At 72.1% G+C, this 26,486-nt stretch carries 28 protein-coding genes; 15 read left to right on the top strand and 13 right to left on the bottom strand.

The window, feature by feature from the left end:
- Positions 1–31: 31 nt before the first annotated feature.
- Positions 32–1,303 (bottom strand): MFS transporter, encoded by a 1,272-nt coding sequence (locus ABZ444_RS08970; RefSeq protein WP_357994461.1) that lies wholly within the window; start codon positions 1,301–1,303, stop codon positions 32–34.
- Positions 1,304–1,357: 54 nt separating this feature from the next.
- On the opposite strand from ABZ444_RS08970, the gene ABZ444_RS08965 reads away from it, so the two are divergent.
- Complete coding sequence (locus ABZ444_RS08965; RefSeq protein ID WP_357994460.1) at positions 1,358–2,230, top strand: winged helix-turn-helix transcriptional regulator; 873 nt, start codon at positions 1,358–1,360, stop codon at positions 2,228–2,230.
- A gap of 26 nt (positions 2,231–2,256) precedes the next feature.
- On the top strand, positions 2,257–2,706 hold the full coding sequence (locus ABZ444_RS08960) for a GNAT family N-acetyltransferase (RefSeq protein WP_357994459.1): 450 nt from the start codon (positions 2,257–2,259) through the stop codon (positions 2,704–2,706).
- Between the two features lie 66 nt (positions 2,707–2,772).
- Here the strand turns inward: ABZ444_RS08960 and ABZ444_RS08955 are convergent, their stop codons facing one another.
- The 3 genes from ABZ444_RS08955 to ABZ444_RS08945 all read right to left on the bottom strand — a co-directional run bounded on the left by ABZ444_RS08955 (position 2,773) and on the right by ABZ444_RS08945 (position 6,984).
- On the bottom strand, positions 2,773–5,490 hold the full coding sequence (locus ABZ444_RS08955) for a tetratricopeptide repeat protein (RefSeq protein WP_357994458.1): 2,718 nt from the start codon (positions 5,488–5,490) through the stop codon (positions 2,773–2,775).
- Positions 5,487–5,903: a hypothetical protein gene (locus tag ABZ444_RS08950; RefSeq protein WP_357994457.1), complete on the bottom strand. Its 417-nt coding sequence runs from the start codon at positions 5,901–5,903 to the stop codon at positions 5,487–5,489. The genes ABZ444_RS08955 and ABZ444_RS08950 overlap by 4 nt, the downstream gene beginning before the upstream one ends.
- Before the next feature lie 97 nt (positions 5,904–6,000).
- Positions 6,001–6,984 carry a WYL domain-containing protein gene (locus ABZ444_RS08945; RefSeq protein ID WP_357994456.1) on the bottom strand — a complete coding sequence of 328 codons (984 nt, stop codon included), beginning with the start codon at positions 6,982–6,984 and terminating at the stop codon, positions 6,001–6,003.
- 92 nt (positions 6,985–7,076) lie between these two features.
- Here ABZ444_RS08945 and ABZ444_RS08940 point away from each other — a divergent pair, with 92 nt between their 5' ends.
- The 4 genes from ABZ444_RS08940 to ABZ444_RS08925 all read left to right on the top strand — a co-directional run bounded on the left by ABZ444_RS08940 (position 7,077) and on the right by ABZ444_RS08925 (position 9,807).
- The gene (locus tag ABZ444_RS08940; RefSeq protein WP_357994455.1) at positions 7,077–7,205 is read left to right on the top strand and encodes a hypothetical protein; all 129 of its coding nucleotides are present in this window, start codon (positions 7,077–7,079) and stop codon (positions 7,203–7,205) included.
- A gap of 5 nt (positions 7,206–7,210) precedes the next feature.
- A complete protein-coding gene (locus ABZ444_RS08935; protein ID WP_357994454.1) occupies positions 7,211–7,588 on the top strand; it encodes a hypothetical protein in 378 nt (125 codons plus the stop codon).
- Positions 7,589–7,698: 110 nt separating this feature from the next.
- Positions 7,699–8,895 (top strand): hypothetical protein, encoded by a 1,197-nt coding sequence (locus ABZ444_RS08930; protein WP_357994453.1) that lies wholly within the window; start codon positions 7,699–7,701, stop codon positions 8,893–8,895.
- Between the two features lie 105 nt (positions 8,896–9,000).
- Positions 9,001–9,807, top strand: a complete 807-nt coding sequence (locus ABZ444_RS08925; protein ID WP_357994452.1) for a CPBP family intramembrane glutamic endopeptidase — start codon at positions 9,001–9,003, stop codon at positions 9,805–9,807.
- 74 nt (positions 9,808–9,881) lie between these two features.
- On the opposite strand, the gene ABZ444_RS08920 is transcribed toward ABZ444_RS08925, so the two are convergent.
- Both ABZ444_RS08920 and ABZ444_RS08915 read right to left on the bottom strand, forming a co-directional pair.
- Positions 9,882–10,169 carry a hypothetical protein gene (locus ABZ444_RS08920; RefSeq protein WP_357994451.1) on the bottom strand — a complete coding sequence of 96 codons (288 nt, stop codon included), beginning with the start codon at positions 10,167–10,169 and terminating at the stop codon, positions 9,882–9,884.
- Between the two features lie 122 nt (positions 10,170–10,291).
- The gene (locus ABZ444_RS08915; protein ID WP_357994450.1) at positions 10,292–11,233 is read right to left on the bottom strand and encodes a hypothetical protein; all 942 of its coding nucleotides are present in this window, start codon (positions 11,231–11,233) and stop codon (positions 10,292–10,294) included.
- Positions 11,234–11,353: 120 nt separating this feature from the next.
- On the opposite strand from ABZ444_RS08915, the gene ABZ444_RS08910 reads away from it, so the two are divergent.
- The 3 genes from ABZ444_RS08910 to ABZ444_RS08900 are packed head-to-tail and all read left to right on the top strand — an operon-like array spanning position 11,354 to position 13,181.
- Positions 11,354–11,767, top strand: a complete 414-nt coding sequence (locus tag ABZ444_RS08910) for a VOC family protein (RefSeq protein ID WP_357994449.1) — start codon at positions 11,354–11,356, stop codon at positions 11,765–11,767.
- Between the two features lie 44 nt (positions 11,768–11,811).
- Positions 11,812–12,573, top strand: a complete 762-nt coding sequence (locus ABZ444_RS08905) for a MerR family transcriptional regulator (protein ID WP_357994448.1) — start codon at positions 11,812–11,814, stop codon at positions 12,571–12,573.
- Positions 12,570–13,181 (top strand): hypothetical protein, encoded by a 612-nt coding sequence (locus ABZ444_RS08900; RefSeq protein WP_357994447.1) that lies wholly within the window; start codon positions 12,570–12,572, stop codon positions 13,179–13,181. The genes ABZ444_RS08905 and ABZ444_RS08900 overlap by 4 nt, the downstream gene beginning before the upstream one ends.
- A gap of 42 nt (positions 13,182–13,223) precedes the next feature.
- Here the strand turns inward: ABZ444_RS08900 and ABZ444_RS08895 are convergent, their stop codons facing one another.
- The 3 genes from ABZ444_RS08895 to ABZ444_RS08885 form a co-directional block, all read right to left on the bottom strand.
- Positions 13,224–14,729: a M28 family metallopeptidase gene (locus ABZ444_RS08895; protein WP_357994446.1), complete on the bottom strand. Its 1,506-nt coding sequence runs from the start codon at positions 14,727–14,729 to the stop codon at positions 13,224–13,226.
- A 122-nt stretch (positions 14,730–14,851) separates the two neighbouring features.
- Positions 14,852–15,793: an ATP-dependent DNA ligase gene (locus ABZ444_RS08890; protein WP_357994445.1), complete on the bottom strand. Its 942-nt coding sequence runs from the start codon at positions 15,791–15,793 to the stop codon at positions 14,852–14,854.
- Positions 15,794–15,826: 33 nt separating this feature from the next.
- Entirely contained in the window at positions 15,827–16,663 is an 837-nt protein-coding gene (locus ABZ444_RS08885; protein WP_357994444.1) for a helix-turn-helix transcriptional regulator, read from the bottom strand.
- A 78-nt stretch (positions 16,664–16,741) separates the two neighbouring features.
- Here ABZ444_RS08885 and ABZ444_RS08880 point away from each other — a divergent pair, with 78 nt between their 5' ends.
- From ABZ444_RS08880 to ABZ444_RS08870, 3 genes are all read left to right on the top strand, one after another.
- Positions 16,742–17,506, top strand: coding sequence for an SDR family oxidoreductase (locus tag ABZ444_RS08880; RefSeq protein ID WP_357994443.1), 765 nt, complete (start codon positions 16,742–16,744; stop codon positions 17,504–17,506).
- 65 nt (positions 17,507–17,571) lie between these two features.
- Complete coding sequence (locus ABZ444_RS08875) at positions 17,572–17,964, top strand: CoA-binding protein (RefSeq protein ID WP_357967056.1); 393 nt, start codon at positions 17,572–17,574, stop codon at positions 17,962–17,964.
- 35 nt (positions 17,965–17,999) lie between these two features.
- Positions 18,000–18,281 (top strand): hypothetical protein, encoded by a 282-nt coding sequence (locus tag ABZ444_RS08870; protein WP_357994442.1) that lies wholly within the window; start codon positions 18,000–18,002, stop codon positions 18,279–18,281.
- Between the two features lie 2 nt (positions 18,282–18,283).
- On the opposite strand, the gene ABZ444_RS08865 is transcribed toward ABZ444_RS08870, so the two are convergent.
- Positions 18,284–18,748: a hypothetical protein gene (locus ABZ444_RS08865; RefSeq protein ID WP_357994441.1), complete on the bottom strand. Its 465-nt coding sequence runs from the start codon at positions 18,746–18,748 to the stop codon at positions 18,284–18,286.
- Between the two features lie 77 nt (positions 18,749–18,825).
- Positions 18,826–20,220 carry a cytosine permease gene (locus tag ABZ444_RS08860; RefSeq protein WP_357967048.1) on the bottom strand — a complete coding sequence of 465 codons (1,395 nt, stop codon included), beginning with the start codon at positions 20,218–20,220 and terminating at the stop codon, positions 18,826–18,828.
- A gap of 113 nt (positions 20,221–20,333) precedes the next feature.
- On the opposite strand from ABZ444_RS08860, the gene ABZ444_RS08855 reads away from it, so the two are divergent.
- Positions 20,334–21,737 (top strand): MFS transporter, encoded by a 1,404-nt coding sequence (locus ABZ444_RS08855; RefSeq protein WP_357994440.1) that lies wholly within the window; start codon positions 20,334–20,336, stop codon positions 21,735–21,737.
- 19 nt (positions 21,738–21,756) lie between these two features.
- Here ABZ444_RS08855 and ABZ444_RS08850 read toward each other — a convergent pair whose 3' ends face one another.
- Positions 21,757–22,644, bottom strand: coding sequence for a cytochrome c oxidase assembly protein (locus ABZ444_RS08850; protein ID WP_357994439.1), 888 nt, complete (start codon positions 22,642–22,644; stop codon positions 21,757–21,759).
- A 196-nt stretch (positions 22,645–22,840) separates the two neighbouring features.
- On the opposite strand from ABZ444_RS08850, the gene ABZ444_RS08845 reads away from it, so the two are divergent.
- Positions 22,841–24,250, top strand: coding sequence for an ATP-binding protein (locus ABZ444_RS08845; RefSeq protein ID WP_357994438.1), 1,410 nt, complete (start codon positions 22,841–22,843; stop codon positions 24,248–24,250).
- 39 nt (positions 24,251–24,289) lie between these two features.
- Entirely contained in the window at positions 24,290–24,643 is a 354-nt protein-coding gene (locus ABZ444_RS08840; RefSeq protein ID WP_357994437.1) for a pyrophosphatase, read from the top strand.
- On the opposite strand, the gene ABZ444_RS08835 is transcribed toward ABZ444_RS08840, so the two are convergent.
- The gene (locus ABZ444_RS08835) at positions 24,636–26,444 is read right to left on the bottom strand and encodes a bifunctional metallophosphatase/5'-nucleotidase (protein WP_357994436.1); all 1,809 of its coding nucleotides are present in this window, start codon (positions 26,442–26,444) and stop codon (positions 24,636–24,638) included. The two genes, ABZ444_RS08840 and ABZ444_RS08835, sit on opposite strands and share 8 nt — an antisense overlap.
- Positions 26,445–26,486: the final 42 nt, after the last annotated feature.

Here is a 26,486-nt window from a genome sequence, read left to right as displayed (position 1 = left end):
GCCATGACGTCACCGCCACTTCCGCGAATCATCATGTGATCGGGACACCATGCGAGCCGGGGGTCTCCTCGCTCCCCTGATGGTCGGTGAGGTCGCGCAGGCGCCGGACCGGTGAGGCCAGCAGGACCAGCGGCACGCAGACGGCCGCGACGACGAAGGTCAACAGGGTCGCCCGGGCGCCGAGCAGCCCGGCGATCACCCCGGCGACCAGCCCGCCGACCGGGATCGCGCCCCAGGAGACGAAGCGGACCGTGGCCATCACCCGGGACAGCAGCTCGGGCGGGCTGGCGAGCTGCCGGTACGTCCGGGTCACCACGCTGAGCACCACGACCCCGGCGGCGAACACCACGTTGCCGACGGCGAACGCGGCGAAGCCCTGCCAGCCGTAGCCGAGCGGGATGACGAGCGCCCCGGCCACCGCGACGAAGCCCGCGCCGACCAGCGTACGGGCGGTGCCGAACCTGGACGTGAGCCGGCTCGTCGACGCCGCGCCGATCAGCGTGCCGACGCCCTCCACCGCCAGCAGCAGGCCGACGAGGCCGGGCTCGGCATGCAGCTCGCGTACCAGGTAGAGCGCATAGAGCGCGTGCTGCGCCCCGCAGACCGCGTTCACCGCGGTGGCGGCCCACATGCACGGGCCCATGACCGGGTGACGCACGACGAACCGCCAGCCTTCGCGGATCATCTCGCGCATCGGCGGCCAGCGGTCGGGGGTCTCGGGGCGGCGGTCGGGCAGGGTCCGCAGCAGCAGGGCCGAGACGAGGTAGCTGACCGCGTCCACGAGGAGGGTGGGCACCGCCCCGAGCACCTGGACGACGAGGCCGCCGACCGACGGCCCGCCGAGCTGGGTGGTGGCGTGGGTGCCGGAGGTCAGGCTGTTGCGGGACTGCAGCTGCTCCTTGCTCACGATCGACGGCAGGAAGGTCGAGTTGGCGACGTCGAAGAGCACGTTCGCGAAGCTGGTCACGAGGGCCACGATCACCAGCTGGGCGATGGTCAGCTCGTCCAGCCACCAGGCCAGCGGGATGGAGACGACCGCCGCCGCGCGCACCAGGTCGGCGACGACCTGCACCCTTCGCATCGGGAGCCGCTGCACGATCACCCCGGCGGGCAGGCCGATCACGATCCAGGCGACGTAAGCGGCGGCGGCGATCACGCCCATCTCGAACGCGGAGGCGTCGAGCACCGTCAGGGCCGTCAGCGGTAACGCCACCGCGCCGACCGCCGAGCCGACCGCGCTGGTCGTGCCGGCCGTCCACCACCGCCAGAAGACGGCCGCCCCACCTCCGCTGTCGAACTCCATCCCCGCGCTCCTCACCTAGTAAGTTCCAAACTGGAACGCACTATACTGGAGTGCGTGAAGCGCGCCGATCTCCCCGACTCCGACTGCGGCATCGCGCAAGCGCTCGGCGTGATCGGCGACTGGTGGACGTTCCTGGTGGTACGCGACATCGCGGGCGGCACCACCCGCTTCGACGGCCTGCAGCGCGAGCTCGGCGTCAGCCGCCGGGCCCTGGCCGAACGCCTGGCCAACCTGGTCGAACACGGCGTGCTCGAACGGCGGCCCTACTCCACCCGCCCCCCGCGCCACGACTACGTGCTGACGGCGAAGGGCGAAGGTCTGCTGCCGGCACTGATCGCCCTCCAGGACTGGGGCGTAAGGCACGTGATGGGCGACGGCGCCCTGACCGCGACCAGCGAGCACGGCTCCGCCGAGAGCCGTCGCGTGCACGAGCTGGTCGACCGGAAGCTCCCCGACGTCGTGCTGGAACGACATGACGGCGAGCTGGTCGCGCCCAACGCGCCGGGCGTCTGGACGGTGCTCTACTTCTTCCCCGGCGCGTTCGCCCCGGGCGCCCAGGACTACCCGCCCGGCTGGGGCGACATCCCGGGGACGAGGGGCTGCACCCTGGAGGCTCTCACCTACGCGTCACGGTTCGCCGACTTCGCGGCGGCGGGCGCCACGATCCGAGGCGTGAGCACCCAGCGCCCCGACCAGCTGGCCGCGTTCGTCACGCACGCGAAACTGCCCTTTCCCCTGCTGTCCGACCAGAACGACAGGCTCGCCGCCGGGCTGCTGCTGCCGACCTTCCGCACGGCCGGCGTCGACCGTTTCAAGCGCCTCACCCTGCTGGTCGACCCCGACGCGGTCGTCCGGGCCGTGCAGTTCCCGATCACCGATCCGGCCGGTTCGGTGGAGGAGATGCTCGCCCTCGTCCGCGATCGCTGACCGTCGGCCTGCGGCAGGATGGCGCCATGCTGGAGATCAACTTACTGACCGAACCCGACCGCGCCCGCTGGGAAGTGCTGGCCCGCGGTCAGGACGCCTACTTCGACACACAACGCGACGACGACGCCTACGAACGGACCTGGCGGCGCCTGATCGACGACGAGCAGACCCGCGGGATCACCGCCCGCCTGGACGGCGAAATGGTGGGCATCGCGCACTACCTGTTCCACGCCAGCGTCTGGTACGCCGGGAGGTGCTACATGGCGGACCTGTTCGTGGACGCCGAGTACCGGCGGCGGGGCATCGCGACGGCGGTGATCGAGTGGGTGGCCCGCGACGCCGAGGACCACGGCTACCCGAGCCTCTACTGGAACACCCTGGAAGACGCCCAGGCCCGCGCACTGTACGACAAGCTGGGCAGATTCCACGAAGGACTCATCCTCTACACCTACCGCCGCGACACGACCTCGCAGTAGCCGGCAACGCCCGCGCCGCTTCCGGCCCGAGCAGAACCCGCCTCCGGCGGCGATCGGCGGGGGCGGCTACCGGACCGCATCCAGGTTGGCCCGCACCACCTGCGTCGTGGGGTGGTCGGCGCCCAGCACCCGCTCGCAGTCGGCCAGCGTCCTCTCGTACAGCAGGACGGCCCGGTCCGGATCTCCCGCCGACCTGTAGGCGTAGGCGAGGTTGTTGCGGGAGGTCAGGGTGTCGGGGTGGTCGGCGCTCAGCACCCGCTCCCGGTCGGCCAGCGTCGCCTCGTACAAGGGGACGGCCCGGCCGAGATCCCCTGCCGACTCATAGGCACCGGCCAGGTTGTTGCGATGGAGCAGGGTGTCGGGGTGGTCGGCACCCAGCACCCGCTCCGAGTCGGCCAGCGTCGCCTCGTACAAGGGGACGGCCCGGCCGAGATCCCCCGCCGACTTGTAGGCGTAGGCGAGGTTGTTGCGGGAGGTCAGGGTGGAGGGATGATCGACGCCCAGCACCCGCTCGGAATCGGACAGCGTCGCCTCGTACAGGGCGATGGCCCGGCCGAGATCCCCCGCCGACTCATAAGCGGTGGCCAGGTTGTTGCGGGAGGACAAGGTCTGTGGATGGTCCGCGCCCAGCACCCGCTCCCGATCGGCCAGCGTCGCCTCGTACAAGGGGACGGCCCGGCCGAGATCCCCCGCCGACTTGTAGGCGTAGGCGAGGTTGTTGCGGGAGGTCAGGGTGGAGGGATGATCGACGCCCAGCACCCGCTCGAAGTCGGACAGCGTCGTCTCGTACAGGGCGATGGCCCGGCCCAGATCCCCCACCGACCGGTAGGCGCCGGCCAGGTTGTTGCGCGAGGCCAGGGTGAAAGGGTGATCGGCGCCCAGCACCCGCCCGCGGTCGGCCAGCGTGCGCTCGTACAGGGGGATGGCCCGGTCCAGATCCCCCGCCGACTCATAGGCGTAGGCGAGGTTGTTGCGGGAGGTCAGGGTGGAGGGGTGATCGACGCCCAGCACCCGCTCCCGGTCGGCCAGCGTGCGCTCGTACAGAGGGATGGCCCGGTCCAGATCCCCCACCGACTCATAAGCGCTGGCCAGGTTGTTACGGGAAATCAAGGCGGAGGGATGATCGACGCCCAGCACCCGCTCGGAATCGGACAGCGTCGCCTCGTACAGGGGGACGGCCCGGTCCAGATCCCCCACCGACTCATAAGCGCTGGCCAGGTTGTTGCGCGAGATCAGGGTGGCGGGGTGGTCGACGCCCAGCTCCCGCTCATACGTCGTACCCGCCCGGGTGTAGAAGCCGATCGCGCCCCTGATCGCGCCCTGGTCCTTCAGGAAGAGACCGGTCTCGTTGAGCAGGCGGGCGGTGACGGGGGAATCGGTGTGCGGAGGGGCGTGGCCGGCCAACGCGGTGATGTGCGGCAGCAGCGCCCGCCAGAGCGGCCAGCCTGCTGGATCCCACGGCGGTTCAGGAACGGCGTCGTCGAGCAGGAAGGTGGCCTGCTCCCGGGCGGCGTCGACGGCGGCGGGCCGACGATGCGGGTCGCCCGGCCGTGGCGCGTCACCATGGTCAGCGGTGCGAGCAACGGCCTGGACCAGCCGGTGCACGGTGACCGCCACGGCGTCGAGGACGATCATGTTGTAGGCGGCCAGCTCGCCCAGCGCGTGCTGCGCCTGCGACGGTTCGGTGTCCAGACCGCCGAGCAGGCTGCGGGGGATGGGTTCGGCGCCGTACCAGGCCAGGATGCGCAGCAGATCACCGGCGAGCGGGGTGTCGGCCAGCCGGTCGAGGGTGAGCCGCCAGACGCGTGCGATGGTGCGCTCGGCGTCCGCCCCGCGGGCGGACCGGTCGTACATCACCGCCGGCTGTTCTCGCAGCAGGCTCAGGTAGGCGCGCGGACTCAGCCGGGTCTGGTGCAGATACGCGCCCGCCTGCTCGATCGCCAGCGGCAGGTGCCCGAGCTCGCGCACCAGCTCGGCCGCCCCGTCCAGGCCCTCGGGCAGGTTCTCCTCGTCGAGGGCGACCTGTACGACCTCGCGCGGAATGTCAGGGGTGGCGAGCCGGGCCAGCAGCTCGATCGCCTCGCGCTCGCCGAGCACGTCCAGGCGCAGCACGTGCGCGTCCAGGTGGTGCCAGCCCTCGCCCAGCCTGCTGGTCACCAGCACCTGGCCGGCCGGCGTCCGCTCCAGCAGCGGCCGCACATCGGCGGGGTCGACGACGTTGTCCAGCACCAGCAGCCACCCGTCGTGGGCGGCCAGCCACGCGGTGGCCCGCTCGGCCAGCGCTTCCAGCCGTAAGGTCGTGGCGGCCAGTTCCGGCTGCAACGCCGTTGCCAGGGCCGCCAGGCCCGTCTCCACCGCGTGGCCCGAATCGGCGTTGATCCACCACACCGGATTCAGCCCGCCACCGGCCTGACGCCCCCACTCCGGCTCGGGGCGCCGGGTGGCCTGCGCGAGCGCGTAGTGGGCGGCCAGCGTGGACTTGCCGACCCCGCCCAGCCCGTGCACCGCGGCCACCACCACCTCACCCCCGCCGCACAACGCCGCCTCCAGCCGTGCCAGCTCGTCGCCGCGCCCGACGAAGGTACGCGTGTGCCGGGGCAGGTTCACCACCCGCGGCGGCGCGGCCACCTCGGCGACCGGCCGCAGCACCGCCTCGGGCAGCACCGTCTCGTTGATGAACTGGTCACGCGCGGCCTGGTACGCGTGGCCGTGCCCGGAAGCGGTGGCCTCCAGTCGCAGCTGCGGCTGCGTGGGCTCTTCCGGCCGGGCCGGGGACGAGGTCACCGCTCGTTGATGGTCTGGTCGCGGCCGGCCTGGTAGACGCGGGCGTGACCGCCGGCTCGCGCCTTCATCACCAGCGAGCCGATCCGCTCCTGACCGGCGGGCTCCACCGCCGGGGTCAGCACCTCGTCCAGCACCCGCTGCAACTCGCCCGCCAGCGACGGGTCGGCGCGCAGCAACTGCTGCAACCGGATCTGCCAGGCCCCGGCCAGCGCCCGCTCGGTGTCGGCATCGCCTTCCCCACGGGCCTGGAGAACCTGCTCGCGCACCTCGACCAGCTCCGCCTCGACGACCTCGGCCTGCTCGGGGCGAACCTTCCGCCACAACGCCACCGCGCCGTCGCGAGCCGGCTGCCAGGCGTCGGTGGCCAGGGCCGTCACCAGAGCCGTGCCGGCGGCCAGAACGATCGGGTCCACGCGGATCCCCTCCCACGGTCGACGTACCGGATCCTCACCGTAGGACCAGCGGCAGCCGGTCGCCACCCGCACGCCGATCCCGGGCCGGCGGAGGGGCCTACGCCGAGCTCTTCCCCGGGGCGGGGACGGGGGGAACTGTGTTCCGGCCGCCGTCGTCCTGGGGGCCGTACAGTGCTGTGAGCTGGGTGGCCAGCTTCGTCAGCTCCTTCTGGACGGACTCCGGGCCCTCCACGACGACGAGGTCGCCCCAGCCCGCGAGCTGGCGGGCGATGTCCAGCGCGGTCGGCGCGGTGAGCGTGACGCGGACCCGCTCCCCGTGGGAGATCACCTCGCAGTGGCGGCCGAAGCGGTCGCGCAGGACGCGCAGGTAGCGGGCCTCGATGGTCGCGGTGGCCGTGGTCGTCGCGCGCCTGGCCTCCATCGTGGTGACGACCTCGTCCCAGGCCGTGGCGAGGTCGAAGTCCGCCGGACGCTCGGCCGGCTCCTCGGTGACCTCGGCGTCGGTGACCCTGTCGACGCGGAAGGTCCGCTGCCCGTCGGGGGTGCCGGCGATCAGGTACCAGGTGTCGTCCTTGTCGACGAGGCCGTACGGCGCGACGACTCGCTCCCGTCCGGAGTAGGTGAGGCGGACCCTCCGGCGCCGGACCACCGCGTCCTCCAGCAGGTTGACGAGCGCGGGCCGGGTACGGCGGTGCTCGCCCCAGCGGGCCGGATCGACCACGACGGCGTCCGCCGCCGCCTCGGCCTCCTGCCGGAACGTCGACGGCAGGGCGCGTACGAGCTTGCGCAGCGCGGCCTTGGCCTCCGGCGCGATCGCCGCGGCCGGGCCGAGCAGCAGGAACAGCGCCCTGGCCTCGGAGGCCTTGAGCCCGGACAGGTCGGTGCGGGCGCCGCCGAGCAGGGCCCACCCGCCGCCGCGCCCGGCCTGCGGGTAGACGGGGATGCCCGCCGCCGACAGGGCCTCCAGATCCCGGCGCGCCGTGGCGACCGAGACCTCCATCTCGGCGGCGATGTCCGCTGCCGTCACCCGTCCGCGCGACTGCATCAGCAGCAGGACGGCCACCAGTCGATCCGCTCTCATGCCTTCGACGATGCCAGAGAAAGTGCTCATTCGATGAGCACTTCGCCTGGCAGCATCGATCTCACAGACCACCGCACGAAAGGCCACACGACATGCTCCGCGGCGCCACCCCGTTCGACAAGCCCACCGAACGCGGCCCCGGCTTCGCCTCGGTCCGCGACCCCTTCGGCAACATGATCAACCACCACCACATGAACGTCCTCGCGAGCCGGAAGGGCTGACCACGATGACCGACAACGCCCTGATCCTGCACGACGCCGCAGCCTGGAAGTCCTGGCTCACCGAGCACCACGAGACCGCCGCCGACGTCTGGCTGCTGATCGCCAAGAAGAACAGCGCCGCGACCACCGTCACCCTCGACGAGGCCCTGGACGAAGCGCTGTGCCACGGCTGGATCGACAGCCACCGCAGGGCCTTCGACGGCGACTACTACCTCCAGCGCTACTCGCCGCGCACCCGCCGGAGCCCCTGGTCCGGCATCAACGTCGCCAAGGCCGAGGCGCTGGCGGCCGCCGGCCGGATGCGCCCGGCGGGCCGCGCCGCGATCGAGGCCGCCAAGAGCACCGGCCGCTGGCCCGCCGGCCCGTCCGCCCGAACGATGTGAACCACCTTCGGCTACAACGGATCCCACAACGTATGGAGAAGCGGTTACGAACCCGGATACGAGACAGGGAGAGCAAAGTGCGGCGGTTGGCCCCGTTAGCCGGTGTCCTCTTGCTCGCGGCATGCGCGACGGGCAGGCCCGCGCCACCGGCGTCCACGGCCGGCCCGGCGACCACCGCGTCCTCCGAGCTGGACGTGCTGACCGACCGGCTGGGACCGCCGATGACGACCAACACCGGCACCTGCCCGTCCCCCGGCAGGAACGTCGACCAGCTGCACCCCACCACGCTGCCCCGCTCGACCTGGGAACTGGCCTGGACGGAGGCGGAGGAGGGACAGCTCGCCGAGGCGACGGTCACCCCGGACGGCGCGCTCTGGGCTCTCCGCGGGAGCGGCCGCACCCGGTGGCCGGTGCAGTGGACCGGCTCGTCCTGGAAGAAGCTCCCCGCGCTCCCGCTCGGCGAGGACCCTCTGGTCCGGCTGGGCGCCGCGTCGGCCGACAGAGCCTGGGTGATCGCCGAGAGAGCGGCGGCGACCTACGTCCTGTCCACCTGGGACGGCCACGCGTGGCGGAGCGAGCAGGTGGACCTGGGCGTGCGGCCCACCAGTGGCGAGGAGCTGGCGGCGCAGGGAGCCTGGGTGCTGCTCGGCGACCGCTCGATGCGCTGGAGCGGTACGGCCTGGCAGACCGCGCCCTTGCACTCCTACAGCTACAAGCTGTCGGGCAGCACCGACGAGCCGTGGGTGATCGCCTCTTCCGACCCGGACGCGGAGCAGGCGCGGATCCAGCTGTCGAGATGGACGGACCGGGGCTGGCAGGCCATCCCCTTGCCTGACGGGATGCTCCTGCCTCCGGGCACCGAGGCCATCCACCCGGACAAGCCCTGGACGCGGATCGCGGGTGTGGCGCGGACCGGGCCGGCGGAGTTCTGGGTCGCGGGCACGTACAGCTGGGGCGAGCACGAACCCGTGGACCAGGAGGACGTCACGATCTCCAGGAGCGTGGTGATGCGCAACGTCGCCGGCCGCTGGAGCTGCTGGTGGGGCCCGGTCGGCGACCAGCCTGACCCGTTCGTGGACGTGGTGCCCGACGGACGGGGCGGGCTGTGGGCGGCCACGGGCTCCGGCATGTTGTGGCACCTGTCGGACGGACGCTGGACCCGCGAGCGGGCGCCCGTCGACGAGGGGGTGCCGGAGATCACGGACCTGGCCGCCGCGCCGGGCGGCGAGATCTACGCACTCGGCGGCATCGGCTCCGAGCGGTCGGCCCAGGACGGCAGGCCCGCGTTGTGGCGGCTCGAACCCTGAGCGCCTCCCCCGCCGCCCCCTCGTGACGTGCGCCTTTCACGGGGCTCGAAGCCGTGTCAGAACGATGTCAGGGCCGTGTCGGGTCGCCCGGCCACGATTGCCGACATGGACACAGCAACGCGGCCCCCGGCCGGCGCCCACCCGACAGGCTTCGTCGCGAAGCTCCTCGCGGACCGTCACTCCGTCCCGCTCTCCATCGCACTGCACCTGGTGCCCGGCGCGGCCATCGTCGCCGTGTACACGTTCGTCGCCGCCCCGCTGGTGCGGACGATGGACGCGCCGATCTTCGCGGCCTGGGCCCTCGCCCTCACGATCGTGCTCTTCCCGCTCCAGCTGTTCCTGCTGTGGCTGGGCAAGAAGCAGACCGGCCGCTTCACGATGAAGGGCGTCGTCCGCTACCGCGACAAGCCGCTCCCGCGCGGCAGGGTCATGTTGCTCGGGGGCGCGTGCCTGGTGTGGATGACCGTGGTCTCGCTCTCGCTGACCCCGCTGGACAACCTCGTCTACGACTGGTTCTTCACCTGGGTGGACTACCAGGGCGCCGGCCCCTCCGCCACCACCTACCTCCAGGACTACCCGCAGGCGGTCCTGCTCACCACGCTGCTCGTCTGCGGGCCGTTCACCGGTTTCACCCTGCCGCTGATCGAGGAGTACTACTTCCGCGGCTTCCTGCTGCCCCGCCTGCCGCAGCTCGGCAAGTGGGCCCCGATCTTCAACACCCTCCTGTTCTCCGTGTACCACTTCTGGGCCCCCTGGACCGTCCTGTCGAAGCTCGTCTTCCTCTACCCCGGCGTCTGGCTCGCCTGGAAGAAGCAGGACATCCGCATCTCGATCACCATGCACCCCGGCACGACGCTCCTGATGACCGTCGCCGGCATCGTCGCCCTCGCCTCCGGCGCCGCCTTGATGTGAGACGCCCCCTTCCCTGGAACGACGACGGCCACGACCCCGCACAACACCGCGGGGCCGTGGCCGGACGCTTTTCCCTACCGGATGAACACGCTGGTGCCGACGATCTCCTGGCCCTCGTTCGGCTGCACCGCCGCGGTCACCGGCCCCTGGCAGCCCGGCCGGAGGAACACGATGGCCACCTCGTCGGTCCGGTTGTAGACGAAGGGGTTCGCGCTGTCGGAGGTGTAGCAGCCGCTGGGGTCGTCGTACTGTGCCCGGTTGATGTAGAGGGTGCCGGTCGCGGCCGAGGCGGGGGCCGCCAGGCTCAGGACGAGTGCGGCGGCGGTGGCGAGGCCGGTCAGGCTGGTCGTGGTACGGAGCATGAGCGCGTTCCTGTCCCTTGAGGTACGGCGCCGTGAGCGCCGGCGTCCTCGCCATCATTCACGCAGTGCAGTCGTTCAACTACTGTCCGTGACGACAGTGATCTGTGGCGCCCGGCGAGCGGCTACGCGGGACGCAGCAGTTCTTCACGCCTGGTCAGCAGCCGCGACTGCTCGGCCAGCAACTGGACCCGCCGCCCCCTCAGGTGCGCCCTGGTCCCGCGCACCCACTGCGCCAGCTTCTGCACCTCGGCCCTGGTCTTCTCGATGCGCTGATGCTTGAGCACGTCGCTGATGATGTTGTCGAAGAAGGCGTCCACGAACCACCGCGTGTCCACCTTGGGCATCACCGGCCGGGCCGCGATCCCGGTGTCGGCCAGCTCGCGGGAGAAGACGTCCAGAGCCCGCTGGGCGTGCCAGGCGGCCTTGTCGGCGCTGGTCAGCCTGTCGTGCTCGAAGGCGTCGGTGATCAGGCCGCCGCCGAACACGTCGAAGGTGGAGGCCGTCCTGGCCGAGCCGAGCAGGCGCAGCACGACGGCGAGCGCGTCGTGCGCGCCCTGCCCCGCCTGGTGGGCCTCGTCGCACTCGCGCATCTCGGCGCTCAGCCGGTCGAGCGCGGCGCCGAGGTCGGCCAGCTCCCGCGCACACGGATCGCCGCTCCGGATGAGCTGCTGCTCCTTCTCGGCCAGCAGCCGCGCGTACTCGCGGGAGGCCGGGTCGAGCACGGCCAGCTCGGCGTCGGCCGCCGCGACGTCGGCTTCGAGCTGCGCGAGCCGGGCGCGGTGACCGTCCACGCGTTCCCTGGCCACCACCACCTCGGCGCGCTCGCGCGCCAGCCGCTCCTCCCGGTTGCCCAGCATGCGGGACAGGACGGCGGACAGCCCGCCCTCCAGCCGGACGACGTCGCGCTCCTCGTCGGCCAGCTCGGACTCCAGGCCCTTCAGGGTGTCCCGGACGTCCGCGATCTGCTGCGTGGCGTTCTTGCGCAGGCGCCGGACGTGCTCGGCACGGTGCATCCGGGCGGACGCCTCGCGCAGCCGTTCGTCAAGTTCCGGGGAGAGGGTCACGCAAGGACGACGAACGGGCCGGACCAGACGTTCCTCAGACCGTTCAGAAAGTGCTCATTCGATGAGCACTTTGCCTGGCAGCATCGATCTCACGAACCACCGCACGAAAGGCCACAGAACATGCTCCGCGGACTCACCACCATCAGCTTCTACGCCCACGACGTCGCAGCCGCCCGCGACTGGTACGCCGACCTCCTCGCCATCCCCGCCTACTTCCAGCGCCCCGAACAGGGCGACCCCGTCTACGTGGAGTTCCGCATCGGCGACTACCAGCACGAACTCGGCATCATCGACGCCCGGTTCGCCCCGCAGGGCTGGAGCGACCAGGACGGCGGGGCGGTCGCCTACTGGGCCGTCGACGACCTGGAGACGACCTGGGAACGGCTCCTGGAGATGGGCGCCACCCCCTACGACCAGCCCACCGAACGCGGCCCCGGCTTCACCACCGCCTCGGTCCGCGACCCCTTCGGCAACATCCTCGGCATCATGATCAACCACCACTACATGAACGTCCTCGCGAGCCGGACCGCCTGAGGCCCGCTTGACCTTGACGCGACGTCAAACTGTTCAATGAGGGCATGCGGATCGGCGAGTTGGCCGCGCTGGTCGGGGTTTCGACCCGTACCGTGCGCTATTACCACCACCTGGGAATCCTGCCCGAGCCCGAACGTCTTCCCAACGGCTACCGGGAGTACCGGCTGCGCGACGCCGTACGGCTGGCGCGGGTGCGGCATCTGGCCGGGCTCGGGCTGTCGCTGGAGGAGTTGCGGGACGCGCTGGCCGACGACGGGGGCGCGGACTTCCGGGAGGCGTTGCAGGAACTGGACGCCGACCTGGCCAGGCAGCAGGAGGCCATCGCGGCGCGACGGGCCCGGCTGGCGGCGTTGCTGGCGCAGCCCGGCCTGAGCCCGGAGTCGATGATGTCCCCCGACGCGGCCGCCGTCCTGCGCGACCTGGGCGGCGGCGGGTCGGCCTTCGGGGCGTTCGACCACGAGCTGCTGACCCTGGCCACCATGTTGTCCGACGAGGAGGGCCAGGCGGGGCTGGCCGAGCTGATGCGCCCGATGACCGAGCCGGGGGCGCTCGCCGCCGGGCACGAGCTGTACCGGCGGCTGGACGAGCTGGCGGACGCGCAGGCCGGGGACGAGCGGATCGGGCCGCTCGCCGCGGACATGGCCGCCCACATACCGGACGAGCTGGCCGGGATGGTGCCGTCCGGCCCGGGGGCCGACCTGTCGTGGATGGAGGCGATGATCGAGGAGTTGTCGCCCGCGCAGGCGGAGGTGCTCCAACTGCTCTTCACCAAACTGACGGAGACCGAACCCGAGGAGAAGACGTGATCATGGGCGTGCTGCGCGCGGTCCTCAGGTTCGAGCTGGCGGGGCTGACCAGCGTGGCCCTGTGGGCGGCCAGACGGCGGCACGGCGTCCCGGCGGGGGCGACCGCCGTGTCGTACGCCAAGGAGCAGGCGTTCACCCTGGGCCTGTTCATGTTCGCGATGGTCGTCGAGACGGCGGTCGTGGACCTGCTGCTGGTGGTGAACGACGTGCCGGCGGCGATACGCGTGCCGGTGCTGGTCGGCGACCTGTACAGCCTGCTGTTCGTCGTCTTCATGGCCGCCGCCTCCGTCACCAGGCCCCACGTGGTCACCGAGGACGAGCTGCGCGTCCGGTACGCCGCCTACTTCGACCTCCGCGTGCCCCGCCACCTCATCGCCTCCGTCCGGACCGCCCAGAGCTACAACGAGACGGGGCTGATCAGCGTGGACGGCGGGCGGCTGGGCGTCGCGGTCGCGTCCAGGACGAACGTGACGGTGGAGCTGACCGAGCCGGTCGTCGCGGTGCGGCCGCTCGGGAAGCGGGCCGAGGTCACCTCGATCCGCTTCTTCGCCGACGACCCCGCCGCCGCGGTCGCCGCCCTGCGCTCCCCCACGCACACCACCACATGAGCGGTCCCGGGCGGGCGTGTCCGCCCGCCCGGGATCGTCCGATCAGCTTGCCGACTGCGAGGTGACAGCGGCCTTGCTCTTCGCGGCGGCGGCGGTCCGCGGCGGGATGCCGTTCAGGTTGAAGGCGAACCTGGCCGTGGAGTCGGCCACCGCGTCGGCGTCCACGTCGAGCGCGGTCGCGTTGATGTTGGCGATCGTGTCGCACGCCTGGTGGTAGCAGGAGTCGTAGGGCTGTCCGGCGACGCCGCCGAACAGCGCGGCCTCCTCCGCCGTCTTGATGCCCTCGGCGCCGGTGAAGATGCCGCCCGCGGGGATGCCGACCGCGATGAACGGCCCGTAGTCGGAGCGTCCGTCGAAGTCGGTGCCCACGGTGGGCAGGTGGCGGGAGGCGTAGAAGTCGGCGAGCTGCCGCTCGATCTGCGCCGATCCGGGCGGACCGGCCGGCGAGCCCTGGCCGTCGGAGTCGTCGCCGTCGTACAACTTGTACGCGTAGTTGGGTGAGGCGACCATGTCGAAGTTCAGGTAGACCCTGATCCGGTCGCGCTGCGCCTGGGACAGCTTCTCGACGTACTGGTCGGAACCGAGCAGGCCGATCTCCTCGGCGGCCCAGAACGCGAAGCGCACCTTGTTCTTGACCGGGAAGAGCGCCATCTCCTCGGCCACTTCGAGGATGGTCGCGCTGCCCGAGCCGTTGTCGTTGATGCCGGGGCCGACGGTCACGCTGTCGAGGTGCCCGCCGACCATGACGACGTTGCGCGGGTCGCCGAACCGGGACTCGGCGATCACGTTGTCGTTGGTGCCCAGGACGAGGTTGGCGTCGACCTTGAGCCGCACGGTCGGCGAGCCGGTGGCCAGCTCGTTGCCGACGGCGAAGTCGGCGAAGACCATGGGCACGTTCGCCCGCCACTCGCCGATGTCCAGCGGGAACGCGTCGGTCCGGCCGGGCTGGCCCTCGTTGAACACGATGATCCCGGACGCGCCCGCCCGGCCCGCGTTGCGGATCTTCTGGGCGAACGCGCAGGTGCCGCGCTGGATGAGCGCGATGCGCCCGGCGACGAACCCGGCGAAGTCCGACTCCTCGCAGCCGCTGGTCGAGGTGGGCGTCGGGGTCGGCGGCAGGATCAGGTCCACACCCTGGACCTGGGCGGTCACGTCCCCGGCGGGTGACGGCTGGAAGGAGTAGAAGTCCTCGTTCGGCACGTACGACTTGGCGTCCGGCGCGGTCCGGTTCAGCGTGGGCGGGCTGTTCTCGGTCCAGCTCTCGACGAAGTTGATCGGCTGGAACGTGACCTTGTAACCGGCCCTGCGCAGCTTGCCCGCCACGTAGTCGCGGGAGGCGTTGTAGCCGGGTGTACCGGCGGCGCGGGTGCCGCCGTTGGCGTTGGCGATGGATTGGAGTGCTTCCAGGTGCTTCTTCACGTTCTCGCCCTTGACCTGCTTCACCAGCAGCTTGGCGAAGACGTCGTCGAGCGGGCCCGCGCTCGCCGGGACCGCCATGGCGACGGGTAAGGCGAGAGCGGCGATTAACGCGATGATGATTCTGCGCATGCAGGCTCCCCTAGGAGTGAGATGCGGAGAAATCCCCCGAGCCGCAGTGATTCGCAAGGTAGCCCGTCGAAGCACCCCTGAGAAGGTCTACCGGCCTACGCCAGTGCGTCAATATCCGGACACTACGGTGACTCGGCTCGCCGGGCACGGGCGCGACGCTTGCCCTCGTGCATCGCCTGGACGCGGGCCACCGGGATCGTGTGCCCCTCCGCGACCAGGTCGGCGGGCAGCTCGCGCGGCTCCGGCATGAGCTCGGCCCACGGGTCGCGCCCGCCGAGCAGCCCGGCCGCGTTGTGGATGGTGAAGTCGGCGGGCACGACCCGGTCGAGCTCGTCCCAGGGGACGGGGAACGAGACCGGCACGCCCGGCCGCACCCGCGGACTGTAGGCCGACACGACCGTCGCGCCGCCGGCCCTGGTGGAGTCGATGAACACCTTGCCCGCGCGGTCGTCCCTGATGAAGGCCGTCGTGGCCAGCGCCGGGTCGAGCCGCTCGGCGCGGGCGGCCAGGGCCCGGGTGGCCGCGGCCAGGTCGTCCATGGCGGTGCCCGGCGGGACGGGGACGAACACGTGCACGCCCTTGGCCCCGCTGGTCTTGACCGCGCCCGCCAGCCCGGCGTCGCCGAGCGCCTGGCGGACGAGATGGGCGGCCCGTACGGCGAGCGGGAAGGAGTCGTCGCCCTCGGGCGGGTCGAGGTCGAGGATCATGTGCGTGGGCCGGCCGTCCAGGAACAGCGCCGGGTGGTACTCGACGGCCCGCTGGTTGGCGAACCAGAGCAGGGTGCGCCGGTCGTCGCACAGCGCGTACGACACCTCCCTGCGGGACGCCTCGGCCCAGACGGTGATCGTCCTGATCCAGGAAGGGGCGTATTTGGGCAGGTTCTTCTGCATGAAGGGTTCCTGGCCCGGCCGTACCCGCAGCACCGACAGCGCGCGCCCGCGCAGCGCCGGGACGATGCGGTCGGCGACCGCGTCGAGGTAGTCGACCAGGTCGCGCTTGGTGGCGCCGGACCCGTCGAACAGCGGCTGGTCGAGGTTGGTCAGAGCGACGTCATCGGCGGTCACCCGCCCCACGATGCCCACTGGCCCGCGCCCGGGTCAACCACGGCCGGACCCGGCGAGTTCCCGCGAGGAGCCGATCTCCTCACGAAGCCGGGCGACCGTGCGGCCGGTCTCCGAGTCCGGGTCGGCCGTGTACATGACGATCACCAGGTCGGGCTGGCCGGGCACGGCCAGGGTCTCGTACCCGAACTCCAGCTCGCCCAGCTCGGGGTGGCGCAGGCGCTTGACCCCGTACGTCTTCTCGGCGACCCCGTGCTCGGCCCACAGGCGGACGAAGTCGGGGTCGGCCGACAGCTCGGCGACCAGCTCGGCCAGCAGCGGGTCCTCCGGGTGGCGGCCGGCGTACAGCCGCAGGTACGCGACCGTGTCGGCGGCCACCTCGGCCCAGTCGGGGTAGAGGGTGCGCGTGTGCGGCGCCAGGAACACCTGGAGAAGCTGGTTGCGCCGGCCGTCCGGGACGCCGGTGAAGCCGCTGACACGGTCGGCCAGCGCGTTCCAGGCCAGCACGTCCATCCGGGGCCCGAGGACGAAGGCGGGCATGCCGTCGGCCAGGTCGAGCAGCCTGCTCAGCCCGGGACGCAGGACGGGCCGGCTCACGTGCCTGGCCGGCCGGAGCAGGTCGCGCAGGTGGGCGCGTTCGGTGTCGTCCATGCGCAGGACCCGGGCGACGGCGTCGAGCACGGCGTCGGAGACGTTCTGGACGCGTTCCTGCTCCAGGCGGATGTAGTAGTCGACGCTCACGCCCGCGAGCAGCGCGACCTCCTCGCGCCGCAGGCCGCTGACCCGCCGCCGCCCCGACGCGGGCAGCCCGGCGTCCGCCGGATGGATCCGGGCCCGACGAGAACGGAGAAACTGCCCCAAATCACCTTCCACCGCTTCAGGGTAGTACCGCCGTTACCAGGAAAAGCCGTGCGCTGGGTAAGTCCGTCCGGCTCGGCCAGGGTGAGAGCCATGACGAACTACGAGAACCTCTCGGGCCGCATCGCCGTCGTGACCGGCGCCGCCAGCGGCATGGGCGAGGCCACGGCCCGCCTGCTGGCCGCCAACGGCGCCAAGGTGGCACTGCTCGCCCGCCGCGCCGACCGGCTGGCCGAGCTGGCCGCCAAGATCAACGCTGACGGCGGCACCGCGCTGCCCGTCACCGTGGACGTCACCGACGACGCGAGCGTGGCCGCCGCCGTGGAGGTCGTCCACACCGGGCTGGGCCGGGCCGACCTGGTCGTCAACGCGGCCGGCGTGATGCTGCCCAACCCCGTCCAGGACGGCCGCCTCGACGAGTGGACGCGCATGCTGGACACCAACGTCGCCGGCGTGCTCCGCGTCACCGGCGCCTTCGCGGCCGACCTGCTGGCCGCCGCCGACGCCGGACGGACGGCCGACCTGGTGAACATCTCCTCGATCGGCGCGCACGTCACGTTCCCCAACTACGCGGTCTACGGTGCGACCAAGGCCGCGCTGACCCACCTGTCGGCCTCGCTGCGCCCGGAGTTCGGCCCGCGGGGCGTGCGCGTGACCAACCTCGAACCCGGCCTGACCGCGACCGAGCTCGGCGACCACATCGACAACGCCGAGCTGGGCGCGCAGCTCGCCGGGATGTTCGAGGCGTTCACCCCGCTGACCGCCGACGAGATCGCCGACCTGATCGGCTACACGGTCAGCCGGGCCCGGCACGTCAACCTGCGCCAGGTGGTCGTGCTGCCGACCGCCCAGGCGTAGCCGGGAAGCCCGCGCGCGTCCGGCGTGTTGACGCCTGCATGGACGATCGTTTCGCGGATCAGCGCGTGATCAGGCACCTGCTGCACGAGGCCGGGACGTGGGTGTTCGTGGGGCTCGGCGACGACCCGCAGCGCACGGCCTACGACCAGGCCCAGCGCATCCAGGCGCGCGGCAAGAAGATCATCCCGGTCCATCCGGCGGGCCGGCCGGTCCTGGGCGAGCCGGGCTACACGTCGCTGGCCGAGGTGCCGGTCAAGCCCGACGTGGTGGCGGTCTACCGGCGTTCGGAGTTCGCCGGCCAGGTCGTGGACGAGGCCATCGCGGCCGGCGCGGGCGCGGTGTGGCTGCCCATCGGCGTGATCGACGAGGCGGCCGCCCAGCGCGCCCTCGACGCCGGGCTCGACGTCGTCATGGACCGCTGCCCCGCGGTGGAGTGGGCGTTGCGCCGCAATCCCTGATCGCGAGGTACGGTGCGGTGAGGGAGGGCGGATCCATGGAAGACGACCACATCACCACGATCGGCACTTGCTTCGCGTGCAAGCGCACGTTCCCCTACACCGCCGCGAACGTCACCATGATGACCATCGACCCGGAGACCGGCCTGCCTCCGGACCGGACGGTGCTCGGCACGCAGCGCGAGCCGACCCCGGAGGCCCTGGCCCGGTCGGTGCCCGAGCCTGTCTGTCCCGACTGCCTGACCAGGGCGCGCGAGTTCAAGGAGCGCATGGGCTCTCCCGCGCCGTTCGAGACCTGGCGCCGGCCCGGCCCGAACTGACCTCATCCGGCCGGCGGCCGGGCGCTCTCGGCGCACAACTCCTGGTAGGCCAGCGCCAGCAGGGTCACCACCGCCGTGCCCATGGCGGGCCCCACGACGAGCGCCGCCGACAGCTCGCCCGCGTGCCAGCCCGCCGCCATGATCGCCGCCGACGTCAGCACCGTGACGCCGAACGTCGCCGCCCACAGCGGCAGCAGCCGCAGGTAGGCGAACACCAGCGGGAACGCCGCCCACACGAACGGCGCCGCCGCCACCGCGAGCACGGCCCAGCACGCGGTCACCAGCCCCAGCCACACCCGCCCGAGCATCGGCCGCGGCGGGCCGCCCTGGAGCACCTGACCCACGCCGTAGAGCAGCCCGAGCAGCACGCCCCCGGCGGCCTCGGCGGACCGCTCCTCGCCCAGCACGGCCGCCAGGGCGATCACCAGCGACGCCCAGAAGGCGCCGTGGACGGACCACCTGAGCAACCGCAATACGGAAGACAACCACGGAAAGTCCATAACTGCTCACCAACAGTAATGGATGCTTCCCGGTCCTGAGAAGGTCAGCGGCGGCGCAGGGTGAGGACGAAGTACAACACCCCGGCCAGCAGCAGCGCGATGACCACGCCGATGTTGGCCGCCCCGAACGTGCTGTTCCTCAGCTCGTCGCTCATCAGGAACCCGACGACCGCGGCGATGTGCTCGTCCGCGGACGTGATCAGGCCGACGCCCACGACCGAGGCCACCACCAGGGAGACCAGCCCGGCCGGGTTGAGGGCGGGCGCGCCGGGGCGCAGCAGCCGCTCGTCGTAGGCGCGGCCGCCGTCCCGCAGCCGCCACATGTCCACCAGGAAGATCGCCACCCAGGCGGCCATCACCACGCCGATGATCGCCAGGAACGCCTGGAAGGTGCCGAAGAAGTTGTCGGAGACGAACAGCAGGTAGTAGCCGCCGAGCACCATGAGGAGCCCGTCGATCAGCACCGCCAGATGCCGCCTGACCGGCACGCCGAGCGCCAGCATCGACAACCCCGACGAGTAGATGTCCATGATCGCCCCGGCCAGGAAGCCGCCGATCGCGGTCAGCAGGTACGGCAGCAGGAACCAGGTCGGCAACGCCGCCGCCAGCGCGCCCACCGGGTCGCCGCCCGCGGCCTCGGCCAGCTTCGGGTCGCCGCCGGCCAGCAGCACGCCGAACACCAGCAGCACCATCGGCGGCAGCGCGCCGCCCAGCGTCGTCCACAGGGCCACCGACCTGGGCCGGGAGCCGGCGGGCAGGTAACGGGAGTAGTCGGCGCCGCAGTTGACCCAGCCCAGGCCGAGCAGGGTCATGGAGAGGATGACGCCGCCCACCCAGCCGCCGGGGCCCGCCGTCGTCTCCAGCGAGCCGCCCAGCTTGGGCAGCATGAGGATCAGGTAGACGACGGTCAGCACGACGAACGCGTACGTCAGGTATCGCTGGACGACCATGATCATGGCGTGGCCGTACACGCCGACGGCGATCACGACCAGCGCCGAGACGGCGAAGCAGCCGGCGACGGCGGTCGTCTCGGGGATCCCGGGCGCCACGCGGCGCAGGATGGCGGCGCCGCTCTGCGCGGCGAGCGTGACGAGCACGATCTCCCAGCCCACGTTCGAGACGTACGACAACACCGCGGGCAGCTTGTTGCCCTGGTACCCGAAGGGCGCCCGGCCCAGCGTCATCGTCGGCACGCCGGACCGGCTGCCCGCGACGGCGACCAGGCCGACCAGCAGGAACGACAACGCGTACCCGACCGCGCCGGTCACGACGGCGGGGACGACGCCGAGCCCGAGCCCGACGACGTACACGCCGAACGCCACCCCGAACAGGGACAGGTTCGCCCCCGCCCAGGGCCAGAACAGGTCGGACGGTCTTCCGTGCCGCTCACTGTCGGGGACGGCGTTGATGCCGTTCCGCTCCACGGCCATCGTGTCCATGATCACTTGCTCCTTCGCGGGGGCCCGGCAAAGAAATCATTGTCCGCCTAGGACGATATTTCCCAGCCTGGGGGGAATCATGATCGCTGCCCCTGTTCCGCAGAGAGGTCGCGATGCAGGCACCCGGTTCCGACACGCGCAGGCGGGCGCTGGGCGTGTGCCTGGTCGCGGCGTTCATGTCGGGCCTGGACGTGAGCATCGTCAACGTCGCCCTGCCCTCGATCCGCGCCGGCCTGCACGCCTCGGACGACGGGCTGCAGTGGACGTTGTCCGGCTACGCGCTCACGTTCGGCCTGCTGCTGGTCCCGGCCGGGCGGATGGGCGACGCGAGAAGCCGCAGGACGCTGTTCATGTGGGGCGTGGTGCTCTTCACGGCGGCCAGCGCGGCCTGCGGCTTCGCCTGGAGCATGCCGGTGCTGATCGCGGCCAGGCTCGTGCAGGGCATGGCGGCCGGGATGCTGAACCCGCAGGTGTCCGGCCTGATCCAGCAGATGTTCCTGGGCCACGAACGCGGCCGGGCCTTCGGCGCGCTCGGCGCGACCATCGGCGTGTCCACCGCCGCCGGGCCGCTGATCGGCGGCGCGCTGGTCACCGGGTTCGGGGCCGAGCAGGGCTGGCGGTGGGTGTTCCTGGTGAACCTGCCCATCGGGATCGCGCTGCTGCCGCTGGCCTGGAGGTGGCTGCCCGAGCCCGCCCCCGGGCCGGTGCGCACCGGGCGGCGGGAGAGCATGGACCCGGTCGGCGTGCTGCTGCTCGGCGTGGGCGTGGCGACGCTGCTGCTGCCGTTCATCCAGCAGCACCAGTGGCAGGGCGAGGCCAAGTGGCTGCTCGTGCCGGCCGCGCTGCTCGTGCTGGCCGGGTTCGTGCTCTGGGAACGGCTGTACCGCAGGGAGCCGCTGGTGGACCTGACGCTGTTCGCCAGGCGCTCCTACAGCCTCGGGTCGGCCATCGCCCTGTTCTACTTCGCCGGGTTCACCGGGATCTTCTTCGCCTTCACCCTGTACCTGCAGAGCGGCGAGGGCTACAGCGCGCTGCTGGCCGGGTTGTCGATCACGCCGTTCGCGCTGGGGTCGGCCGGGTCGTCGGTGGTCGGCGGCAGGCTCGTCGGCCGGGCGGGCAGGAAGCTGGTCGCGGTGGGCCTCGGCACGGTGATCGCGGGCCTGCTGGCGACCATGGTGGCGACCCTGCTGGTGCCGGGGGCCGGCGTGGGCGCGGCGACCGCGCTGCCGCTGCTGGTCGCGGGCATCGGCAGCGGCCTGGTGATCTCGCCCAACCAGGCGATCACCTTGTCGGAGGTGCCGCCCGCGGGCGGCGGCAGCGCCGCCGGGGTGCTGCAGACCGGGCAGCGGCTGGGGTCGGCGATCGGCATCGCGGCGGCGGGCTCGGCGTTCTTCGGCTCGCTGCCGCAGGGCTGGCCGACGGCCTTCCGGCACGGGCTGTGGGTGGTGCTGGGGTTCGTGGTCATGGCGCTGGCCGCCGCCCTCTACGACCTCTTCCGCTCCCGCGCCGCCCGCTGACCAGGCTGCTGCCGGGCTGCTACAGGTCGGCGGGGTCGGGTTGGTCCAGTTCGTCGCCGTACTCGGCGGGGGTGAGCGGGCCGCGTGCCCTCGCCGGCTCGCGGCCCGGGACGCGAACCCGCCGGACGGGCTCGGGCTCCCCCGGCACCCGGACGGTGAGCCCGGGGGCGAGCAGCTCGACGTCGGCGTCCTCGGGAGTGCGCCGTGCCCGCCAGGACGCCGCCAGGGCCAGGGCGAGCAGCAGCTCCGCGGCGTCCCCGCCGTAGTACATGATCTCCGCCGCGCCCCTGAGCTGGTCGGACGGCGCCGGCAGGGCCAGCCAGCCGGCGTACATGACCCGGGACAGGCTGGCGTGCACGGCGATCGCCACCCCCACCACGGCCAGCCGTACCGGCACCGGCGGGCGGCGCGGCGCGGGGTCGGGCCCGGCGACGACCCAGGCGAACAGGTACCCGGCCAGCAGGAAGTGCGCGTGCACCGGCGGCGCGGGGACGAGCCCGTACAGGGGTGTGCAGTACAGGGCCGCCATGCCGCCGGCGCTGAGCGCCAGGGCCGTCCACGGGTTGGCCAGCAGGTGCACGGCGGGCCCGCGGAGCGCCCGGGTCAGGCGGCCGGCGTGCGCGACCGGCAGCGAGCGCAGCAGCAGCGTCACCGGCGCGCCCAGGGCCAGGGCCAGGGGCGCCAGCATGCCGATCAGCAGGTGCTGCAGCATGTGGCCGCGGAAGTCGGCCGCGGCCAGCGAGGCGACGGGGTCGGTGAGCGCCACGGTCACCAGCGCGCAGCCGCCGGCGAAGCTCGCGGTACGCCACCGGCTCCACGTCGTCCGCCCGGCCAGCACCACGTACGTCACCAGCACGACCAGCGCCGGCGCGGCCCAGAACCCGCTCAGATGGTGATGATGCGGCACAGATCGATCACCTCGCCCATGTGTCGCGGCAGCCGCCCGCCGAGGACCGGCGGCATGCCCGTGGCGCCTCCCACTTGATCCACTATTCGAGCGGGACGCCGGGCCGGCCCCGCGGGACACCCCTCTTTGCGGGCCGCTTGCCGAATCTCGATCCGGCGTTTTCCCCGTTCAGGTCTCTATGGGTAGGTCTCAGAGGATGGCGAAAAGGCTCTTTCCCCGCTCGATCCGCGGGCGCCTGACCACGCTCGCGACATTGGTGGCGGCAGTGGTCCTGGCAGTCACGGGCGCGCTCGCCCTCACCCTCGGGCCGGACAACCTGCACGGGCTCGTGGAGACCCGGGTGGAGCTGGCCGTCCGCAGGGTGGCCAGCGAGGCCCGCGCCGGGCAGCTCCCCGCGTCGCTGGAGGCCCCGGCCCGGGTGCAGCTCCTGCAGGTGGTCGCCGCCGACGGACGCGTGCTCGCCACCAGCCCCGGCCTGCACCAGGGCCAGCGGCTGTCCGGCATGCAGGTGACCAGGCCGGAGACCCTCTACAGCGCCGAGAGCACGCTCACCGGCCTCAGGGACGAGAAGGAGGCCCAGTACCTGATCATGGCGATCCAGGTGCGCACCCCCGACGGCCAGCTCGTCACGGTGTACGGCGCCTCCTCGCTCAGCGACGTCAACCGGGCGCTGTCCTGGCTGAACGCCATGGTGTTCCTCGGCACGCCCATCGCCCTGGTGATCGTCGCCGGCATCACCTGGGTCGTGGTCGCCTCCGCGCTGCGTCCGGTCGAACGCATCCGCGCCGAGCTCGCCGAGATCACCGGCCGCGACCTGAGCCGGCGCGTGCCCGTCCCCGAGACCGGTGACGAGATCACCGACCTGGCCGCCACCACCAACCACACCCTCGACCGCCTCGAACGCTCGGCCGAGACCCAGCGCCGCTTCGTCGCCGACGCCTCCCACGAGCTGCGCAGCCCCATCTCCGCCCTGCGCACCCAGCTGGAGGTCGCCAACGCCTACCCCGACGAGACCGACTGGCCCGCCACCGGCGCCCGCGCCCTGGCCGCCGCCGAACGCCTCACCGGGATCATCGACGAGCTCCTCCTGCTGGCCCGCCTGGACGCCGGTGCCATCCCCGACCGCCGCGTCGTCGACGTGTGCCGCCTGGCCGAGGAGCAGGTACGCCGCCGCGCGGGCGGCAAGATCCCCATCGTCGTGGACATGTGCGCCCACGCCCCCGTCCTCGGCTCCCCCGTCCAGCTCGACCGGCTGCTGACGAACCTGCTGGACAACGCCACCCGGCACGCCGCGAGCCGGATCGACCTCAAGGTGTGGGTGGAGGGCGACCACGTCTGCATCTCGGTCACCGACGACGGCGACGGCATCCCGCCCGCCGACCGCGAGCGCGTCTTCGAACGCTTCACCCGGCTGGAGGACGCCCGCCGGAAGGAGAAGGGCGGCAGCGGGCTGGGGCTGCCGCTGTCCCGCGAGATCTGCGCCTCGCACGGCGGCACACTCAAGGTCGCCGACCACGAACCAGGCGCCCGCCTGGTGGCCCGCCTGCCACTGCACCGCGAACAGGACCGCCCGGGCGCCACCACCGACTCACCGCACCGGGGCTGAGACCCGCCGCACGCCGTCGTGCCCGCCTGGACTCGGCCGATGGATCTGCACCGGCTGGGCCGTGACGTCGAACGCGTCTCCGACAGCTGCGCCGGGCTGCTCGGGATCGTCCGCGACGACGCCTGGTACCTGCTCAAGCTCCAGGAGGAGGTCGGCGAGCTGACCCAGGCGTACCTCATGCGCGCCGGTCAGGCCCGAACCAGGGGGATGACCCCGGAGGAGATCGACGCGGGATTCCGTGCGGAGCTGGCCGACGTCCTGTGCCACGTGCTGCTCATGGCCCGCCACCACGGTATGGACCTGGCGGCCGAGGTCGAGCGCAAGTGGCTGGCGCGGTTGCCGGGAGAGCCGGAGGTCCCGCGGGGCGGGGCCTCCGGCTCGGGGGTTACTTGATCATCGTGATGCGATCGGCCGCCGACGGGCTGATCGGCGAGTGCGCGGTCAGGTACGCCGTGAACGCGTCGAGGTCGACCGGCCCGCTCCACGTGTCCGTGCTCTGCGTGAACACCGAGAAGCCGTCACCGCCGCCCATCAGGAAGTTGTTCGCGGCGATCTTGATCGACTGCGTGTCCGTGACGGGAGCGCCGTTGAGCTTGATGTCCGACACGCGCGACCCCACCGGCTTGGTGGTGTCGAAGGTGTAGGTCAGCGACGACGACACCTGGAGCAGCCGGTGGTTGATCGCGCCCGTCGCCGGGTTGGGCGTCCAGACCTGCTGCTCCAGCAGGGCCTTGAGCTGCGCGCCCGTGTACGTCCGCACCTGCACGATGTTGCTGAACGGCTGGACGGCGAACGCCTCGCCGTAGGTGACGACGCCGTCGCCCTCGGCCCCCGACTGCGCGTACGTCAGCGAGGTGCGGATGCCGCCCGGGTTCATCAGCGCGATCTCGGCGCCCGCCGGCTTGGCCGCCTCCAGCTGGGAGTCGGCGATGAGGTCGCCGAGCGGCGTCTCCGGCCTGGTGGTCGCGGCCGAGGTGTTGGTGACGACGTTGGTGATGTCGCCGGTGATCGAGCCGATTTTGCGGTTGGCCACCTCGGCGCTGCGCGTCCGCCACGTCTGGACCTGCGCCTCGACCTGCGGGTCCGGGGTGACCGTACGGGCGACGACCTTGTTGTCCGCGGTGACCGAGGAGCGGACCACGTCCCGGGTGCGCTTGTCGACCCGCAGGTCGATCTGGGTCAGCACGCGGCCGAACGACGAGCCCTGCGTGTAGTAGCGGTCCTGGCCCGCCGGGTCCTTGGTCTTGCAGATGTAGGCCTGGTGCGAGTGGCCGCTGATGACCAGGTCGATCTGCGGGTTCAGCTCCCTGGCGATGCGCGAGCCGGCGTTGGCGGTGTTCGCCGAGCACGCGTCCGGGCTCTGGTTCGGGGTGGTCGAGTCACCCTCGTGCATGAGGACGACCTGCGCCTTGACGCCCCTGCGCGCCAGGTAGGCCGAGGCGCGGTTCGCCGCGGCGACCTCCTCGGCGAACTGCAGGCCCTTGATGCCCTCCGCGGTGACGATGGTCGGCGTGGTCGCCGTCACCAGGCCGATGAAGCCCACCTGCACGCCGTTGATCTTCTTGACGTAGAACGGCGGCAGGGCGTACCGGCCGGAGCCCTCCTTGAGGACGTTGGCGGCGAGGAAGTCGAAGTCCGTGCCCTTCCACTGGCCGGCGGGCGAGCAGCCGTCCACCGGGTGGCAGCCGCCGTTCATGAGGCGCTGCAGCTCGGCGTACCCCTCGTCGAACTCGTGGTTGCCGGCCGCGGTGGCGTTGAGGCCGAGCGAGCCGAGCACCTCCAGGGTGGGCTCGTCGTGGTAGGCGGCCGAGATCAGCGGGGACGCGCCGATCAGGTCGCCCGCCGCCACGAGCAGCGTGTTCTCGGTACGCGCCTGCTTGACGTACGTCGCCAGGTACGACGCGCCACCGGCGATCGAGTACTTGCCGCCGGGCAGCCCGGTCAGCGAGCCGTCGGCGTCGACGAGGGGGCCGTCCGGATCGAGGATGCGGCTGGAGGAGCCCGACGGCGGTTCGAGGTTGCCGTGCAGGTCGTTGATGCTCAGCAGACGGACCGGAACGGTCGGCCCGCCGTGGCCGTTTCCGTGACCGGCCGAGCCGCTGGTGGCGGCGACCGCGGGCGCCATGGCCAGGGCGATCCCGGCCGCGGTGGCGGCGCCGGCCGTGCACAGCCGGAGGAGGGTGCGTGACGTCATGACAGGGACGTTACGACGTCTCCCTATGCAACGAATGTCGCA

This window comes from Nonomuraea sp. NPDC005730 (genome assembly GCF_040630865.1).
In the GTDB taxonomy this organism is placed as follows: Bacteria; Actinomycetota; Actinomycetes; order Streptosporangiales; family Streptosporangiaceae; genus Nonomuraea.
The sequence above is the reverse complement of the archived record's forward strand: the minus strand, read 5'-3'. Positions and strand labels throughout refer to the sequence as shown.

What these genes read in the sequence shown, in the direction of transcription:
- ABZ444_RS08935 (WP_357994454.1), top strand. Translation starts at nt 7,211, where the DNA reads ATGACCGACAACGCCCTGATCCTGCACGACGCCGCAGCCTGGAAGTCC.
- ABZ444_RS08855 (WP_357994440.1), top strand. Translation starts at nt 20,334, where the DNA reads ATGCAGGCACCCGGTTCCGACACGCGCAGGCGGGCGCTGGGCGTGTGC.
- ABZ444_RS08835 (WP_357994436.1), bottom strand. Translation starts at nt 26,444, where the DNA reads ATGACGTCACGCACCCTCCTCCGGCTGTGCACGGCCGGCGCCGCCACC.
- ABZ444_RS08940 (WP_357994455.1), top strand. Translation starts at nt 7,077, where the DNA reads ATGCTCCGCGGCGCCACCCCGTTCGACAAGCCCACCGAACGCGGCCCC.
- ABZ444_RS08840 (WP_357994437.1), top strand. Translation starts at nt 24,290, where the DNA reads ATGGATCTGCACCGGCTGGGCCGTGACGTCGAACGCGTCTCCGACAGC.
- ABZ444_RS08870 (WP_357994442.1), top strand. Translation starts at nt 18,000, where the DNA reads ATGGAAGACGACCACATCACCACGATCGGCACTTGCTTCGCGTGCAAG.
- ABZ444_RS08970 (WP_357994461.1), bottom strand. Translation starts at nt 1,303, where the DNA reads ATGGAGTTCGACAGCGGAGGTGGGGCGGCCGTCTTCTGGCGGTGGTGG.
- ABZ444_RS08905 (WP_357994448.1), top strand. Translation starts at nt 11,812, where the DNA reads ATGCGGATCGGCGAGTTGGCCGCGCTGGTCGGGGTTTCGACCCGTACC.
- ABZ444_RS08845 (WP_357994438.1), top strand. Translation starts at nt 22,841, where the DNA reads ATGGCGAAAAGGCTCTTTCCCCGCTCGATCCGCGGGCGCCTGACCACG.
- ABZ444_RS08910 (WP_357994449.1), top strand. Translation starts at nt 11,354, where the DNA reads ATGCTCCGCGGACTCACCACCATCAGCTTCTACGCCCACGACGTCGCA.
- ABZ444_RS08895 (WP_357994446.1), bottom strand. Translation starts at nt 14,729, where the DNA reads ATGCGCAGAATCATCATCGCGTTAATCGCCGCTCTCGCCTTACCCGTC.
- ABZ444_RS08925 (WP_357994452.1), top strand. Translation starts at nt 9,001, where the DNA reads ATGGACACAGCAACGCGGCCCCCGGCCGGCGCCCACCCGACAGGCTTC.
- ABZ444_RS08920 (WP_357994451.1), bottom strand. Translation starts at nt 10,169, where the DNA reads ATGCTCCGTACCACGACCAGCCTGACCGGCCTCGCCACCGCCGCCGCA.
- ABZ444_RS08960 (WP_357994459.1), top strand. Translation starts at nt 2,257, where the DNA reads ATGCTGGAGATCAACTTACTGACCGAACCCGACCGCGCCCGCTGGGAA.
- ABZ444_RS08880 (WP_357994443.1), top strand. Translation starts at nt 16,742, where the DNA reads ATGACGAACTACGAGAACCTCTCGGGCCGCATCGCCGTCGTGACCGGC.
- ABZ444_RS08860 (WP_357967048.1), bottom strand. Translation starts at nt 20,220, where the DNA reads ATGGACACGATGGCCGTGGAGCGGAACGGCATCAACGCCGTCCCCGAC.
- ABZ444_RS08945 (WP_357994456.1), bottom strand. Translation starts at nt 6,984, where the DNA reads ATGAGAGCGGATCGACTGGTGGCCGTCCTGCTGCTGATGCAGTCGCGC.